Annotated in this window: 15 protein-coding genes and 2 pseudogenes; 6 read left to right on the top strand and 11 right to left on the bottom strand. The window is 69.9% G+C overall.

Annotated elements, in window-relative coordinates; genetic code table 11:
* The first annotated feature begins 11 nt into the window (after positions 1-11).
* Positions 12-446 carry an ATP-binding protein gene (locus ACWC09_RS20900; protein WP_450852053.1) on the top strand — a complete coding sequence of 145 codons (435 nt, stop codon included), beginning with the start codon at positions 12-14 and terminating at the stop codon, positions 444-446.
* A 17-nt stretch (positions 447-463) separates the two neighbouring features.
* Here ACWC09_RS20900 and ACWC09_RS20895 read toward each other — a convergent pair whose 3' ends face one another.
* Positions 464-2,389, bottom strand: a complete 1,926-nt coding sequence (locus tag ACWC09_RS20895) for an AMP-dependent synthetase/ligase (RefSeq protein ID WP_450852121.1) — start codon at positions 2,387-2,389, stop codon at positions 464-466.
* A 298-nt stretch (positions 2,390-2,687) separates the two neighbouring features.
* Between ACWC09_RS20895 and ACWC09_RS20890 the strand changes: the two genes are divergently transcribed.
* The 3 genes and pseudogenes from ACWC09_RS20890 to ACWC09_RS20880 form a co-directional block, all read left to right on the top strand.
* Positions 2,688-4,007 (top strand): 3-oxoacyl-ACP reductase, encoded by a 1,320-nt coding sequence (locus ACWC09_RS20890; protein ID WP_450852052.1) that lies wholly within the window; start codon positions 2,688-2,690, stop codon positions 4,005-4,007.
* A gap of 1 nt (position 4,008) precedes the next feature.
* Positions 4,009-4,605, top strand: a pseudogene (locus tag ACWC09_RS20885) (hypothetical protein); the annotation flags it as partial.
* Positions 4,606-5,130: 525 nt separating this feature from the next.
* Positions 5,131-5,469 (top strand): annotated as a pseudogene (locus ACWC09_RS20880) (MaoC family dehydratase); the annotation flags it as partial.
* 23 nt (positions 5,470-5,492) lie between these two features.
* On the opposite strand, the gene ACWC09_RS20875 reads toward ACWC09_RS20880, so the two are convergent.
* Positions 5,493-5,846 (bottom strand): hypothetical protein, encoded by a 354-nt coding sequence (locus ACWC09_RS20875; protein ID WP_450852051.1) that lies wholly within the window; start codon positions 5,844-5,846, stop codon positions 5,493-5,495.
* A gap of 324 nt (positions 5,847-6,170) precedes the next feature.
* On the opposite strand from ACWC09_RS20875, the gene ACWC09_RS20870 reads away from it, so the two are divergent.
* On the top strand, positions 6,171-7,463 hold the full coding sequence (locus tag ACWC09_RS20870; RefSeq protein WP_450852050.1) for a DUF6716 putative glycosyltransferase: 1,293 nt from the start codon (positions 6,171-6,173) through the stop codon (positions 7,461-7,463).
* Positions 7,464-7,554: 91 nt separating this feature from the next.
* Here the strand turns inward: ACWC09_RS20870 and ACWC09_RS20865 are convergent, their stop codons facing one another.
* From ACWC09_RS20865 to ACWC09_RS20840, 6 genes are all read right to left on the bottom strand, one after another.
* Positions 7,555-8,208, bottom strand: coding sequence for a TetR/AcrR family transcriptional regulator (locus ACWC09_RS20865; protein ID WP_450852049.1), 654 nt, complete (start codon positions 8,206-8,208; stop codon positions 7,555-7,557).
* Between the two features lie 85 nt (positions 8,209-8,293).
* Complete coding sequence (locus ACWC09_RS20860) at positions 8,294-8,599, bottom strand: DUF4229 domain-containing protein (RefSeq protein WP_450852048.1); 306 nt, start codon at positions 8,597-8,599, stop codon at positions 8,294-8,296.
* Between the two features lie 79 nt (positions 8,600-8,678).
* Positions 8,679-9,203 carry an N-acetyltransferase family protein gene (locus ACWC09_RS20855; RefSeq protein WP_450852047.1) on the bottom strand — a complete coding sequence of 175 codons (525 nt, stop codon included), beginning with the start codon at positions 9,201-9,203 and terminating at the stop codon, positions 8,679-8,681.
* Positions 9,204-9,229: 26 nt separating this feature from the next.
* Complete coding sequence (gene mqnE, locus ACWC09_RS20850) at positions 9,230-10,393, bottom strand: aminofutalosine synthase MqnE (RefSeq protein ID WP_450852046.1); 1,164 nt, start codon at positions 10,391-10,393, stop codon at positions 9,230-9,232.
* A 46-nt stretch (positions 10,394-10,439) separates the two neighbouring features.
* Positions 10,440-10,895, bottom strand: a complete 456-nt coding sequence (locus tag ACWC09_RS20845) for an Lrp/AsnC family transcriptional regulator (RefSeq protein WP_353697563.1) — start codon at positions 10,893-10,895, stop codon at positions 10,440-10,442.
* 63 nt (positions 10,896-10,958) lie between these two features.
* Positions 10,959-11,642, bottom strand: coding sequence for a UbiX family flavin prenyltransferase (locus ACWC09_RS20840; RefSeq protein ID WP_450852045.1), 684 nt, complete (start codon positions 11,640-11,642; stop codon positions 10,959-10,961).
* A gap of 91 nt (positions 11,643-11,733) precedes the next feature.
* Here ACWC09_RS20840 and ACWC09_RS20835 point away from each other — a divergent pair, with 91 nt between their 5' ends.
* Entirely contained in the window at positions 11,734-12,336 is a 603-nt protein-coding gene (locus tag ACWC09_RS20835; RefSeq protein ID WP_450852044.1) for a rhomboid family intramembrane serine protease, read from the top strand.
* Here the strand turns inward: ACWC09_RS20835 and ACWC09_RS20830 are convergent.
* From ACWC09_RS20830 to ACWC09_RS20820, 3 genes are read right to left on the bottom strand one after another with little or no spacing between them, the layout of a single operon-like run.
* Complete coding sequence (locus tag ACWC09_RS20830) at positions 12,327-12,947, bottom strand: Uma2 family endonuclease (protein ID WP_450852043.1); 621 nt, start codon at positions 12,945-12,947, stop codon at positions 12,327-12,329. The genes ACWC09_RS20835 and ACWC09_RS20830 overlap by 10 nt on opposite strands.
* A complete protein-coding gene (gene mqnP, locus ACWC09_RS20825) occupies positions 12,944-13,846 on the bottom strand; it encodes a menaquinone biosynthesis prenyltransferase MqnP (RefSeq protein ID WP_450852042.1) in 903 nt (300 codons plus the stop codon). The genes ACWC09_RS20830 and mqnP overlap by 4 nt, the downstream gene beginning before the upstream one ends.
* Positions 13,843-15,300, bottom strand: coding sequence for a menaquinone biosynthesis decarboxylase (locus ACWC09_RS20820; protein WP_450852041.1), 1,458 nt, complete (start codon positions 15,298-15,300; stop codon positions 13,843-13,845). The genes mqnP and ACWC09_RS20820 overlap by 4 nt, the downstream gene beginning before the upstream one ends.
* Between the last annotated feature and the right edge of the window lie 17 nt (positions 15,301-15,317).

The following is a 15,317-nucleotide window of genomic DNA, read 5'->3' as shown; positions in this document are numbered from 1 at the left end:
CGCTCAGTCACGTGAACGCAGAAATCTCCACCCCCACAAACACCCCCGCCCCCAGCGCCGAACTCGCCCAGCGCCTCAGCGCAACCCCTCGCGGCGCCCGCCTGGCGAGGTACCTCACCGCGACCCAACTCGCCACCTGGGGCTACCCCGCCGACACCGACGCGAACGACACCGCCCAGCACCTCGTCGCCGAACTCGCCGCCAACGCCGTCACCCACGGCCGTGTTCCGGGACGGGACTTCGAACTCCGCCTGCTCCTCCTCCCCGACCACACTCTCCGTATCGAAGTCAGCGATCCCCGCGCCGACCGCCCGCTCCGCTTCCTCAACCAACCCGACGGCGAACACGGAAGAGGTCTGATCCTGATCACCCTTCTGGCCCGCACCTGGGGGGTGGCGGAGCGCACCGTCGGCAAGACCGTCTGGGCGGAGATCAGCCTGAGGTAGCCGTAGCCCGCAGCCCGTCAGGGACCCAAGGCCCCGTAAGGGTCGTACAACGCCTCGATCCGCTCCCCGAACTCCTCCGCGATCGCCTCCCGCCGCAGCTTCATCGACGGGGTGAGATGCCCGGCCTCCTCCGTGAAGTCGACGGGGAGGATCGTGAAGCGGCGGATCGACTCGGGTCGGGACACCAGCTTGTTCGCCTCGTCCACCGCCCGTTGCAGGACCTGCCTCAACTCGTCGTCGTCCACGATGAGTTCGGCGGTGACGGCGGGGTGCTTGCCGTGCATCCGGCGCCAGTGGGCGATGCCCTCCATGTCGAGGGTGATGAGGGCGGCGACGTACGGGCGGCGGTCGCCCACGACCATCGCCTGGGAGATCAGGGGGTGCGCGCGCAGCCAGTTCTCCAGCGGGGCCGGCGCCACGCTCTTGCCGCCCGCCGTGATCAGCATCTCCTTCTTGCGGCCGGTGATGTAGAGATAGCCCTCCTCGTCCAGGCGGCCGATGTCGCCAGTGGGCAGCCAGCCGTCGGCGGTCGCGGGGACGACCCCGCCGGCGTTCGGGTCCCAGTAGCCGCGCAGGACATGGCCGCCGGAGAGCAGGATCTCGCCGTCGGCGGCTATCCGGACCTTCGTGCCGGGAAGCGGCCAACCGACCGTCCCCAGACGGGGCTTCAAAGGGGGCGTCACGGTCGCCGCGCCCGTCGTCTCCGTCAGGCCGTAGCCCTCGTAGATCTCGATCCCCGCGCCCGCGTAGAACGAAGCCAGCCGCCGCCCCAGCGGTGAGCCGCCGCAGATCATGTAACGGACCCTGCCGCCCATGGCGTTGCGGATACGGCGGTAGACCAGCGGGTCGTAGAAGGTGCGGGCCGCCTTGAGTGCGGCGCCGGGGCCGGGGCCCGTGCCCGCCGCGCGGGCCTCCCGTGCCTCGCCGTAGCGGCAGGCCACGCCCACCGCGCGGTCGAAGGCGGTGACCCGGCCGCCGGTCTCGGCCCGCGCGCGGGCCACGTTGAAGACCTTCTCCAGCATGTACGGGATGGCGACCAGACACGTAGGCCGGAAGCTCGCCAGGTCCGGCAGCAGCTCCTCCGACTTCAGGCTCGGCGCGTGGCCCAGGCGGACCCGCGCCCGGATACAGGCCACCGCGACCATCCGGCCGAAGATGTGCGACATGGGGAGGAAGTGCAGGATCGCCGCCTCCTCGCTGGTCCGCGCCCGGAAGACGGGGTAGAGCAGCTCGATCGCGTTGTCGACCTCGGCGAAGAAGTTGCCGTGGGTGATCACACAGCCCTTGGGCCGGCCGGTCGTGCCGGAGGTGTAGACGACGGTGGCGAGCGTGTCGGGGCCCAGCATCCCGCGCCGTACGTCCACCTCGTGCTCGCGCACCTCCGCCCCGCGCTCGGCCAGTCGCTCCACATGCCCCTTCTCGATGACCCAGAGGTGGCGGAGGTCGAGCAGTCGGCTCAACTCCGGCCCGAGCGCACCGGCTTGGGCCGAGGTCTCGGTCACCAGCGCCACCGCGCCGGAGTCCTGGAGGATCCAGCGGGTCTGGAAGACGGAGGAGGTGGGGTAGATCGGGACGGTCACCAGGCCGCAGGCCCACGCGGCGAAGTCGAGGAGCGTCCACTCGTAGACCGTGCGCGCCATGATCGCGATCCGGTCCCCCGGCACCAGCCCCTCGGCGATCAGCCCCTTCGCCGTCGCCAGCACCTCGGCGGCGAACTGCGCCGCCGTCACATGGGTCCACTTGCCCGATTCGGCACGACGGCTCAGCACCCGGTCCTCGGGCGCGGTGCGCGCGTTGTCGAACGGCAGGTCGGCGAGCGAGCCGTGCGTCAGCGGCGGGACGAAGGGCGGCACGGAGACCTCGCGCACCTCCCCGTCCAGCCGCCGCACCACGGGCTCCACGAGAACCGGGGTGCCGTCGTACGTCGTGGAGTGGACCGCCATGGCGACGGCGGGTGCGTGGGGGGTGGACACGGGCGACTCCAGAGGTTCAACGGAGCTGCCCTGCGGGGGAGTTGCCGCAGGTCAAGGGAGGAGATCGTACGGCGCCCGCGTGATGGGTCGGTGAGGGTTCGGAGGTCGTCCGGTGGCGGGGATGCGTCGGGGATGTGCAGCATCGTCGCTTTTCTGGCCGACAGTACCCTACCGACCGGTTTGCTGAACAATTTTCACCTCCTGACCTAGCCTTACCTCGGGTAACCTGACTCTGGAGTAAGCACGCATTCGCCTGGGGAGTATGGACATGGCCGACGGCTATCTGCGTTTCACCGGCACCGCACCCGGCCGCTTCCTGACCCGCAGACTCGGGCTTCCGCAGCCGGCTCCGCTGCAACGCGAGTCGCTGACCGGGCAGTTGCTCCACGTCACCGCCGGCAAGTCCGATCTCGATCTCGAACCCGTCCTCTCCCGCACCGGGCTCCCCGCGGGCGGCGACTCCCCCGTCGCCGTCGTCCTCGACGCCACCGGCGTCCGTGACGTCGACACGCTCGCCGAGGTGCACGCGGCCCTCCACCCCGTCGTGCGGTCGGTCGCCGAGAGCGGGCGCGTGGTGGTACTGGGCGCGCCGCTCGACCCCGGGGACCATCACCAGGCCGCTGCGCAACAGGCGCTGGAGGGGTTCGTGCGCTCCCTCGGCAAGGAGATCGGGCGCGGGCGGACGGTGAATCTCGTACGGCTGACGGAGGCGACGGCAGCCGAGTCCACGCTGCGGTTCCTGCTCTCACCGAAGTCGGCGTACGTGAGTGGGCAGGTGATCGGCGTCGGGGAGACCGCCGCTCGGGAGGCCGAGGTCGAGGTCGAGGTCGAGGTCGAGGTCGAGGTCGACTGGGAGCGTCCGCTCGCCGGGCGCACCGCGCTCGTGACCGGTGCCGCGCGCGGTATCGGGGAGGCGGTCGCCGAGACCTTGGCGAGGGACGGGGCCCAGGTCGTCGTACTGGACATACCGCAGGCCGAGGAGGATGCGCGGCGGGTGGCGGAGCGGATCGGGGGCATGGCCCTGGCGCTCGACATCACCGCCGCCGACGCGGGCGAGCGGATCGCCGCCGAACTCCCGGACGGGCTGGATGTGTTGGTCCACAACGCGGGGATCACGCGTGACCGGCGGCTGGTCAACATGCCTGCGGAGCGCTGGAGTTCGGTGCTCGACGTCAACCTGGCGAGCGTGCTGCGGACCACGGACGCGCTGCTGGGGGCGGGGGTTCTCAGACGGGGCGGCCGGATCGTGGCCACCGCCTCCATCGCGGGACTGGCCGGCAATGCGGGCCAGACCAACTACGGGGCCGGCAAGGCCGGGATCGTCGGGCTGGTGCGCTCGCTGGCGCCGCGGGCGCTGGCCGAACACGGGGTGACGGTGAACGCGGTGGCACCGGGGTTCATCGAGACGAGGATGACGGCTTCGATCCCGCTCCTGATCCGTGAGGCCGGGCGCCGTATGAACTCCCTCGCGCAGGGCGGTCTTCCGGCCGACGTCGCCGAGACCACGGCCTGGCTCGCGCATCCGGCGTCGGGTGCGGTGAACGGGCAGATCGTACGGGTCTGCGGGCAGAGCCTGCTGGGGGCGTGAGGTGACCGTCGTACTCGCGGGATCCCCCGCCCTCGCCCCTCTCCTCGCGCGCGGCGCCCTGCTGTCGCCCTTCAAACGGCCGCGTCCGGACGCCGAGTTCCCTCGCGACCGGCTGGTCCTGCCCGCCCTGCGCATCGATCTGGCGCGGTTGGCCGCGTACGAGCGTGTGTGCGGCTTCGCGACCGGCGAGGACGCGCTGCCACTGACGTACCCGCATGTCCTGGGCTTCCCGCTGGCCATGCGGCTGATGAGCTGCCGGGACTTTCCGCTGCCGCTGCTCGGGCTCGTCCACACGTCGATCGAGATCACCCGACGCCGGGAGCTGACGGCGACCGGGGAGTACGAACTCGCCGTGTACATCGGCGGGTTGGAGCCGCACCGACGCGGGACGGAGGCCGCGGTGATCACCGAGATGCGGGCCGACGGGGAGGTGGTGTGGGAGTCGCGGAGCACGTATCTGGCGCGGCATCGGACGGTGCAGCGGATCGGTGAAGCACCCGCCGGCGAGCCGGAACTCGTGGCCACCGACAGCACGGGGCGGCCGCGCGCTGACGAGAGGGACCGGCCGGGCGCCGCCACCAGGAATCAGCCGAACCCCGACACCGAGAACCGGCCAGACGCCGACGCCGGGCAGCGGCCTCCCGCGCGCGCCGGACAGCGACCGGACGCCGACGCCGACGCGGAGCCACACACCGACGCCGAGAAGCAGCCAGGCACCACCACCAGGAATCAGCCGGACCCCGACACCGAGAACCGGCCAGACGCCGACGCCGGGGAGTGGCCTCCCATGCGCGCCGGACAGCGACCGGACGCCGACGCCGAGCCGGGGCCACACACCGACGCCGGAGAGCGGCCTGCCGCGCGCGCCGGGCAGCGACCGGACGCCCACGCGGGGCCGCACGCCGACGCCGAGAAGCAGCCAGGCGCCGCCACCAGGAATCAGCCGGACCCCGACACCGAGAACCGGCCAGACGCCGACGCCGGAGAGCGGCCTCCCGCGCGCGCCGGACAGCGACCGGACGCCCACGCGGGGCCGCACGCCGACGCCGAGAAGCAGTCAGGCGCCGCCACCAGGGATCGGCCGGACCCCGACACCGACAATCGGCAGGACGCCGATGCCGGGGAGTTACTGCCCGTCGTCGCCGAGTGGCGGCTCGCGGCCGATATCGGGCGGCGGTACGGGACCGCGTCCGGAGACCGCAACCCCATCCACCTGCACCCGCTCACCGCCCGTCTCTTCGGCTTCCCGCGCGCCATCGCCCACGGCATGTGGACGGTGGCCCGCTGCCTCGCCGCACACGGGACACCCCAACAGGCGTACGTGCGGGTCGAGTTCAGGGCACCGGTACTGCTGCCGGGGACGGTCACCTACGCGGCGGAGGGTGGGCGGTTCGAGCTGCGCGGAAGCGAAGGGCGCCGTTTGCATGTGAGCGGGATCGTGGACGGGCTCCGGCGCGGCTGAGGTCGGCGGGGCCCTGGGCGGGCTCAGCCCCGCGTGACGCTCACCCCGCCCACCAGCCCCCACGCGTCGATCCGCACCGTCGGTCCGCCCGGCTCGCTCGGGCCGTCGTCCTTCACTCCGCCCAGGCGGATGCCGTGGACCTCCACGCGGACGTCGGGGCGGACCTTGAGGCTGACGCCGCCGATCAGGCTGAGCTTGGTGATGCGGAGTTCGGCGCCGTCGGGGATGTCGATGTCGGTGAGGTCGATGTTCGCGCCGCCGATGAGGGACGCCGCGAGGGTGCGCTCGTGGAGGGTCTCGCCCTTGAGGCGGTGGCCGCCGATCAGGCTCACCTTGATGTCGGTCTTCCGCGGGTCCGTGCCCTCGCTCTTCGTCATGGCAAGGACGGTACGGGCCACGGCATACGCTCCCCCAGTGCCCGGCGTCCGCCTTCGCGCATGACAGTTGTCATGCGAGGGCCCCTTCTACCCACGGGTTCGGCGAGCACCCGTGAACATCAGGCGAACACTGGGCGACACGCGCTCCTCGGCCGATCGCGAACTCCCAGGAAGAAAGGGGATGTCAAGAAAACGCTCACAGTGACCCCCCAGCTTGCCCAAGGCTCCTTCAAGGGATCACTCATCCGACACTTAGACACGGTCCTTACCCTCGGCTCACCTTCCCCCACTTCCTGATCCCCTGCACGAAGGGCGCCGAGAGCCATGCCTCCCAGACGTATCGCCGTACTCGCGGACTCGGACACCCGTTGGAAGTGGGGCGCGTCGGTGGCGCGGCAGATCGCCCCCGGGCACGCGCTCGACGCCTACTTCCTGCGGGGCCGGTCCACGCCGACCGAACGGCAGCTCGCCGAGGTCGGGATCGAGCCGGACACCCAGCGCGTGGTGTCGGCGACCGAGCTGGTCGACGACCCGGAGCTGGCGGAGGCCGACGTCGTCGTCCTGGCCGTCCTCGGCGGTACGGTCCTGGCGCTCACCCACAGCCTCGGGCTGGCGTGGGAGGGGCGGGAACACAGGCCGGTCACGGTCAGCGGGTACGTCGGGGTCGTCTACGAGAAGATGGTCGACGGGCTCATGACCCGCGCGGGCACGGACCTCGTGCTCGCCAACTCGGCCTACGACGCCGGGCGTTTCCGTGCCGTCTTCGAGAACGTCGGGATCGACCCGGAGTCGGTGGTGGAGTGCGCGCTGCCGTTCCTGGGCGGTGAGCCGTACCGGCCGTCCCGGGACCGCCCGTTCACGGTCACCTTCGCGGTCCAGCCGTCGGTGCCGAAGGAGCGCAGCGGCCGCCTGAAGCTCCTGGAGCGCGCGGCCGGTCACGCCCGCCGCCACCCCGAGCGCCGGGTGCTGATCAAGCTGCGCAGCCTCCCCGGCGAGCAGACCACCCACGTCGAGTCGGATCCGTACCAGCTGCTGGTCGCCGACCTCGCCGAGCCCGCCCCGCCCAACCTCCAGCTGGTCTACGGCAACATGGGCGAGGTTCTCGACCGCACCGACCTCCTGGTCACCGTCAGCTCGACGGCCGCCCTGGAGTCCATGCACCGCCGTATCCCCACCGCGATCCTCACCGACATCGGCGTCCGCGAGGCCCACGGCAACCACTACTTCGTACGCTCCGGCTGCCTGGCGTCCTGGGACGACATCGACGCGGGCGCCCTTCCGCAGCCGGACCCCGCGTGGGCGGCGGCGCAGGGCATAGGCAAGTCGGACCCGTACGCGGCGGCCCGCACCCGGATCGCCGCACTGCGCGCCGCCGGCCCTCTGACCCCGCTACGGCCGTACTACTCCCCGCAGACCGCCGAGATCTACCTCACCAACATCCTCCGCAACAACGGCTTCGACGAGAAGGGCCGCCCCCTGCCGCTCCCGCTGGGGGCGGGAGGTTCGGGGCGCGCCAGGCGGGTCGTCCGGAAGGTCGCGGGCCGGGGCGCCATGAAGCTGTACCGCATGGGCCATCAGCGGGTGGCGCCGGCGCTGCGTCGGTGGGGTGCCGTATGACCACGGCCGGCAGCGGGACGGTGCTCTCATGAGCCGCGTCCTCGCCCTCGTCGAATCCCCCGCCCAGCTCCCGTACTCGCCCCCGCCCCCGTTACCGTCCCGTCGGTGTGGACGGCGGGGTCCAGGGCCGCCCCTCCATGAGGTTGCCCAGCCCCGCCCAGGCGAAGTTCATCAGAGTGGCCGCCGCCTGCCGGGCCGTGATGCCCGGGGTGGCGTTGGCCCAGGCGGCGAGGGACTCGGCGGCGCCGACCAGCGCCTCGGCGAGCCCGGCGACCTCGCGCTCGGGCAGGTCCGGGTCGCGGTGGGCCTCCCGTGCCGCGACCACGATCAACTCCGTCACGAACGCGACGATCTCCTCGCGCATCGCCGTGACCTCGGCGGCGAACGGTTCGCGGGTACGGGCCTGGAGGTGCAACACCGCCCAGCCGTCAGGGTTCTGCCCGGTGTGCGTGAAAAACGCCCGCAGCCCTTCCCAGAGTCGGCGGTCGGCGGGCAGCTCGGGCTGCACACCGGCGCGCACCGCGCCGACCAGCGCGGTGGCCTCACGGCGGATGCAGGCCGAGAAGAGGTCTTCCTTGGAGTTCAGGTACAGATAGACCAACGGCTTGGACACCCCGGCGAGTTCGGCGATCTCGTCCATGGACGCGGCCATGTACCCCCGCCGCCCGAAGGTCTGCACGGCGGCGTCCAGCATCTGCTGCTCACGGACCGCGCGCGGCATGCGCTTGGTCTTCACGGCACCCATGGGGGCAAGACTAGATGCTGTCCGCAGGATCAGTACGGCCGAGGACTGCCCCGGGGCCGCCCCGGACCGTCGGACCGCCGGTGAACTAGGAGGTCTGACCCTGCGCCCGAGCCGCCGCCTCGTCGATGACCTCGTCCTCCTGGGACCGGTTGGCCTCGATGTTGGCCTTCATCCGGTCGACCCGCTGCGCGACCTTGACGGACGCCCGGTCCCGCTCTCCGCGCAGCACCACGAAGCTGATCGGGGCGGAGACCAGCAGGGCGAGCAGCACCATCCACATGCCGTTGGAGGCGCCGAAGCCGCGCGGGACGATGCCGAAGTAGACGAGACCCCAGACAGCCACGAAGCAGCCCGCGAAGATCCCGAGGCGCATCAGCGTGTAGCGGAACATCTCAATCCACTCTTCCGTAACGAACAGTCCCACCCAGTGAAGCACGCACCGCGGGGGATCTTGGAGGGGGGTGCGGGGCTCACGTCAGCGGCAGCAGCATGAAGATGTCGTCCCGGTCGTCACCGGGGGCCACCCGTATGGCATCCGGCACCCGCCCGACCTCCTTGTACCCGCAGGAGCCGTAGAACCGCTCCAGGCCGTTGCCGCCACGGCAGGTCAGCCGGATCGCCTCGATGCCGTCGAGGGAGCGCGCGGCCTCCTCGGCGGCGGCCAGCAGGTCACGGCCGTAGCCCTTGCCCTGGTGCCGTGGGTGGACCATCACCGTGTACAGCCACAGCCAGTGGGTCATCAGCCGGTGGGTGTTGAAGGCGAGGAAGGCCGTCGCGGCCACCCGCCCGTCCTGATCATACCCGACCAGCAGCCGAGTCCGCCCCTCCGCCATGCCCACCATGTGCTTCACCAACTCGGGGCGGACCACTTCCCGCGTCACCGGCGGCACGAAGCCGACGGATCCACCGGCGTTGGACACATCCGTCCACAGGTCGAGGAGGCCGTCACGCAGGTCGGGAGTGACGGCGGGGTCGAGAGTAAACGTAAGGGACACGCGGCCATTGTAGTTATTACCTCGGCTCACACCCTCATCGGCTGCGGCGCCTCCCTGCGCGCCGGGTCCGGACCCTCGTACTCCCGGATGATCTCGTACCGAGTGTTCCGCTCCACCGGCCGGAACCCGGCATCCCGGATCAGGTCCAGCAGGTCCTCGCGGGTCAGCTTGTTCGGGGTGCCGAAATTGTCCGCGTCATGGGTGATCTTGTACTCGACCACCGATCCGTCCATGTCATCGGCGCCATGCTGCAACGCCAACTGCGCGGTCTGGACGCCGTGCATGACCCAGAAGACCTTGACGTGCGGGACGTTGTCGAACAGCAACCGGGACACCGCGAAGGTCTTCAGCGCCTCCGCGCCCGTCGCCATCTGGGTGCGCGCCTGCAGACGGTTGCGTACCTTGCCGTCCTTCATGTCCACGAAGTCGTGCTGGTAGCGCAGGGGGATGAAGACCTGGAAGCCGTTCGTCTCGTCCTGGAGTTCGCGCAGGCGCAGGACGTGGTCCACGCGGTGCCGCGGCTCCTCGATGTGGCCGTACAGCATGGTGCACGGGGTCTTCAGACCCTTCTCGTGCGCCAGCCGGTGGATACGGGACCAGTCCTCCCAGTGGGTGCGGTGGTCCACGATGTGCTGCCGGACCTCCCAGTCGAAGATCTCGGCGCCACCGCCGGTCAGCGACTCCAGCCCCGCGTCGATGAGCTCATCGAGGATCTCGGACGCCGACAGGCCGGAGATCGTCTCGAAGTGGTGGATCTCCGTCGCCGTGAAGGCCTTCAGCGAGACGTTCGGCAGCGCGGCCTTCAGCTCCCGCAGGGACCGCGGGTAGTAGCGCCACGGCAGGTTCGGGTGCAGCCCGTTGACGATGTGCAGCTCGGTGAGGTTGTCGCTCTCCATCGCCTTCGCGAGCTTCACCGCCTCCTCGATGCGCATCGTGTACGCGTCCTTCTCCCCCGGCTTGCGCTGGAAGGAGCAGTAGGCGCAGGAGGCGGTGCAGACGTTCGTCATGTTGAGGTGGCGGTTGACGTTGAAATGAACCACGTCGCCGTTCTTGCGCGTCCGCACCTCGTGGGCGAGACCGCCGAGCCACGCCAGGTCGTCCGACTCGTACAGCGCGATGCCGTCCTCGCGAGTCAGCCGCTCGCCGGCCCTGACCTTCTGCTCCAGCTCGCGCTTGAGCCCGACGTCCATGCCCACACCTTTCTACGAAACCCGACCCCACCGTACGCCTAAGCGCTCACACCTCTTCGGGCAGCTCTCCGACGCGGTTCTCCCATTTGGTGGAGAGCACGATGGTGGTACGGGTCCTGGAGACCCCCTTGGTCCCGGACAGCCGCCGGATGATCTTCTCCAGCCCGTCCACGTCGTTCGCCCTCACCTTGAGCATGTACGAGTCGTCGCCCGCGATGAACCAGCAGTCCTCGATCTCGCCGAGGTCCTTCATCCGGCGGGCCACGTCCTCGTGGTCGGCCGCGTCGGAGAGCGAGATGCCGATCAGCGCGGTGACGCCGAGTCCGAGCGAGGCGGCGTCGACGGTGGCCCGGTAACCGGTGATGACGCCGGCCGCCTCCAGCCGGTTGATGCGGTCGGTGACGCTGGGTCCCGACAGGCCGACGAGGCGCCCCAGCTCAGCGTAGGAGGCCCGGCCGTTCTCCCTCAGGGCCTGGATGAGCTGCCTGTCCACCGCGTCCATGCGATTCGATGCCTTCCGCTGAAAGTTTCCCGAAGTGATGCGAAGTACTGGATTACTGCCGAACTACTGCTGGGATGCGCCCAGTTCGCCCTGCCACCGCCGGTACAGCCCATGCCCGACACCCGCCGCGTCCAGCACGCGCCCGGCGACGAAGTCCACGAGGTCCTGGATATGGGTGGCACCGGCGTAGAAGGCGGGCGAGGTGGGGACCACGGCGGCGCCCAGGTCGTCCAGGGTCACCAGATGACGCAGGGTCTGGCCGTTCAGAGGGGTCTCGCGTACGGCCACCACGAGCGGGCGGCGCTCCTTGAGCGTGACGCTCGCCGCCCGTTGCAGCAGGTCCTTCGACAGGCCGAGCGCGACGCCCGCCACGCACGCCGTCGAGGCCGGCACGATCAGCATGCCCTTCGTGGGGTACGAGCCCGAGGACGGGCCCGCGGCCAGGTCACCGGCGGCCCAGTACCGCACCCGGTCGAGTCCCTTGCCGGCCTCGAAGACGCCGGGCTTTCCGTCCGCCCCCCGCGACAGCCATTCCCGCAGGTCGTCCCGCCAGTGCGCGTCCCGGAAGGAGATCCCCGTCTCGTCCAGCAGGGTGAGCCGGGAGGCCCGGCTGACGACCAGGTCCACGCTCTCGCCGGCGTCGAGGAGTGCGCGGAGCACCGACGCGGCATAAGGCGTGCCTGAAGCGCCGGACACCCCTACGATCCAAGGTGTACGCGGCGTCTCTCCTGGCTTGACTGGGTTCACGACACCGAGCCTATCCGGCGTCGCAGGGTGGGAACCGGCCGAGGGGGCCCGACCGTTCCTTATGAGGGACGGGCGAACACTGGGGGACGTCATGTCGGAAACCGGACTCGAGTGGTCACGCGGCGATCGTGCGAAGGCCGCGGCCAAGCTCATGGTGGGCTGGGTCGCACTGTTGTGGCTGCTGGAAGTGGTCGACGCGGTCAGCGGCCACGCCCTGGACAGCCTGGGCATCATGCCGCGCCGGGCATCCGAGCTGGTGGACATCGTCCCGGCCGCGTTCATCCACTTCGGCTTCGCCCATGTGGCCGCCAACAGCATCCCGTTGCTGGTCATGGGCTTCCTGGCGGCCCTCGCCGGCCTGCGCCGCTTCCTCGCCGTCTGCGCGGTGATCATCGTGGCCGACGGCCTGGGCGTCTGGCTGATATCGCCGGCCAACAGCAACACGGCGGGCGCCTCGGGCCTGATCTTCGGCCTCTTCGGCTTCCTCCTGATCACCGGCTTCGTGGAGCGCCGCCCCGTGGGCATCGCGGTGGGGCTCCTGGTCGGCGCCGTCTGGGGCACCTCGATCCTGCTGGGCCTCTCCCCCCTCCAGACGGGCGTCAGCTGGCAGGGCCATCTGATCGGCCTGCTGGCGGGTGTGGGGACGGCGTTCTGGTTCCGGCGCCGCGGTGGACGTGCCGTCGTTCAGGCCTGAGAGCGGGCTTCCGGATCCACGGGAAGCCGGTCGGTGTCGATGGTGAGCCGACCGATCTTGGTCTCCACAGCGACCTTGCCACCGTACGGAAGTGTGTCGCGTCCGAGGTAACCCTCAGGGCCCGGATTCCAGAGCGTGACGACATGCCCCTTCCGGGGATCGAAGATCAGGTAGTTCGGAATACCGCGGGCGGCGTACTGCCTGTTCTTGACCTCGTAGTCGTTGCGGACGCTGGCCGGTGAGACGACCTCGATGGCGAGCTCGATGAGGTCAGGCGCATAGGCCGTCAGATTCCGGTTCTTCTCCGCTGCCGGGATCAGCGCAAGATCGGGGCAGAACTCGAAGTCGTCGCTGAACGGGATCGCGACATCGCTGATGAAGCCCCACTCCTGGCCGAGCTGCGTTTCCAGCTGGGTCCAGAGCCTCACGATGGTCTCGTTGTGGAACGGCCTGAGCGGACTCATCACGATGTTGCCCTCGACAATCTCCATCCGGTAACCGCGGAACATGTCCTCGTACCGGGCGAGCTGCGAGTGCAGGCGGTCGCTGTCCGAGATGGTCACGTCGGCCTCCCTCTCTCTGCACTCGATGGTAGGCCGCACCGTAGTCACACGGTCAGACCCCGAACCAGAAGATCGAGCAGCGCACACACGAACAGGGCAATCCCGATGAAGCCGTTGACGCTGAAGAACGCCCTGTTCAGCCGGGACAGGTCATGGGGCCGCACGATGTTGTGCTCGTACACGAACGCGCCCGCGACGATCATCAGGCCGATCCAGAAGAAGGCGCCGGCATCGGTGGCGACGGCGTACCAGACGAGCAGGGCCATGGTCGCCGTGTGGCAGACGCGGGCGCCCCAGATCGCCGCCGGGATGCCGAAGCGGGCCGGGACCGACAGGACGCCGATCTCTCGGTCGGTCTCGACGTCCTGGCAGGCGTAGATCAGGTCGAAGCCGCCGATCCAGATGCCGACGGCGAGACCGAGCAGCACCGCGTCCCAGGACCACTCACCGGTGATGGCGAGCCAGCCGCCGACCGGGCCCATGGCCTGGGCGAGGCCGAGGATGGCCTGGGGGAAGTTCGTGAAGCGTTTCCCGTAGGGGTAGACCACCATCGGGATCACCGCGACGGGCGCGAGGGCCAGGCACAGCGGGTTGAGCAGGGCCGCCGAGCCGAGGAAGATCACGACCGCGACGAGGGCACCGGTCCAGGCGTGCTTCACCGACATCGCACCGGTGACCAACTCCCGGTGCGCCGTGCGCGGGTTCCTCGCGTCGATCTCCCGGTCGATGATCCGGTTGACCGCCATCGCGAAGGTGCGCAGGCCGACCATGCAGATGGTCACCAGGAGCAGCCGGCCCCAGTGGATGTTCCTGTCCCACTCGAACATCGCGGTCAGCGCGGCGATATAGGCGAAGGGCAGCGCGAAGACCGAGTGCTCGATCATCACCAGGCGGAGAAAGGCCTTGGTGCGTCCCGGCTGCGGGATCGCGGCAGACGCAGAACTCACAGGCCGTACTCCTTCCAGCGGCGGTCGACCTTCGCCGCCGTCTCGGGGTCGGACAGAACCATGTCGGGCCAGCCGCCGTCGCGCGTATAGCCCTCCTCGGGCCACTTCTTCGTCGCGTCGATGCCCGCCTTGCCACCCCAGAACTGCTGGTAGGAGGCATGGTCGAGATGGTCGACGGGGCCTTCGACGACGCTGAGGTCACGGGCGTAGTCCGTGTTGCCGAGGGCGCGCCAGGCGACCTCGTGCAGATCGTGGACATCGCAGTCGGAGTCCACGACCACGATCAGCTTCGTCAGGGACATCATGTGCGCCCCCCAGACAGCGTGCATCACCTTTTGGGCGTGCTTGGGGTATTTCTTGTCGATCGAGACGATCGCGCAGTTGTGGAAGCCCCCCGCTTCGGGCAGGTGGTAGTCCACGATGTCCGGCACGATGATCTTCAGCAGCGGGAGGAAGAACCGCTCCGTCGCACGCCCCAGCGGTCCGTCCTCGGTCGGAGGCCGTCCTACGACGATCGACTGAAGCAGCGGCCGCTTCCGCATCGTCACGCAGTCGATCTTCAGGGCGGGGAAGGGCTCCTGCGGGGTGTAGAACCCGGTGTGGTCGCCGAAGGGTCCCTCGGGCAGCATCTCGCCGGGCTCCAGCCACCCCTCGATGACGACCTCCGCCTGCGCCGGGACCTGCAGCGGCACCGTCTTGCAGTCGACCATCTCGATCCGCTTGCCGGCGATGAACCCGGCGAAGAGGTACTCGTCGATGTCGCCGGGGAGGGGGGCCGTGGAGGCGTAGGTGACCGCGGGCGGGCACCCGAAGGCGATCGCGACCGGCAGCCGCTCGCCCCTGCGCGCCGCGACCTGGTAGTGGTTCCTGCTGTCCTTGTGGATCTGCCAGTGCATGCCGATGGTGCGCTTGTCGTGGCGCTGGAGGCGGTAGAGCCCGAGGTTGCGGATGCCGGATTCCGGGTCCTTGGTGTGCGTCAGACCCAGGTTGAAGAAGGAGCCGCCGTCCTGCGGCCAGGTGAACAGCGCGGGAAGAGCGTCCAGGTCCACGTCGTCCCCGGTCAGCACGACCTCCTGCACCGGCGCGTTGTCGGACTTCACCTTCTTCGGCGGTACGTGCGTCATCGCGCCGAGCTTCCCGAAGGCCTCGCGCACGCCGACGAACCCGTGCGGCAGCTCGGGCCGCAACAGCCCGCCGATCTTGTCGGAGATCTCCCCGTACGACTTCAGCCCCAGCGCTTTGAGCAGCCGCCGGTCGGTCCCGAAGACATTCATCGCGAGGGGCATGGCGGAGCCCTTCACGTTCTCGAAGAGCAGCGCGGGCCCGCCCGCCTTCTGCACCCGGTCGACGATCTCCCCGACCTCCAGATACGGGTCGACCTCGGCCTTCACGCGCTTGAGGTCGCCCTCGCGCTCCAGGGCCCTGAGCAGGGAGCGAAGATCGTCGTAAGCCATGCGTCCCAGTATCTGTC

The organism is Streptomyces sp. NPDC001617 (genome assembly GCF_053596855.1).
The sequence above is the reverse complement of the archived record's forward strand: the minus strand, read 5'-3'. Positions and strand labels throughout refer to the sequence as shown.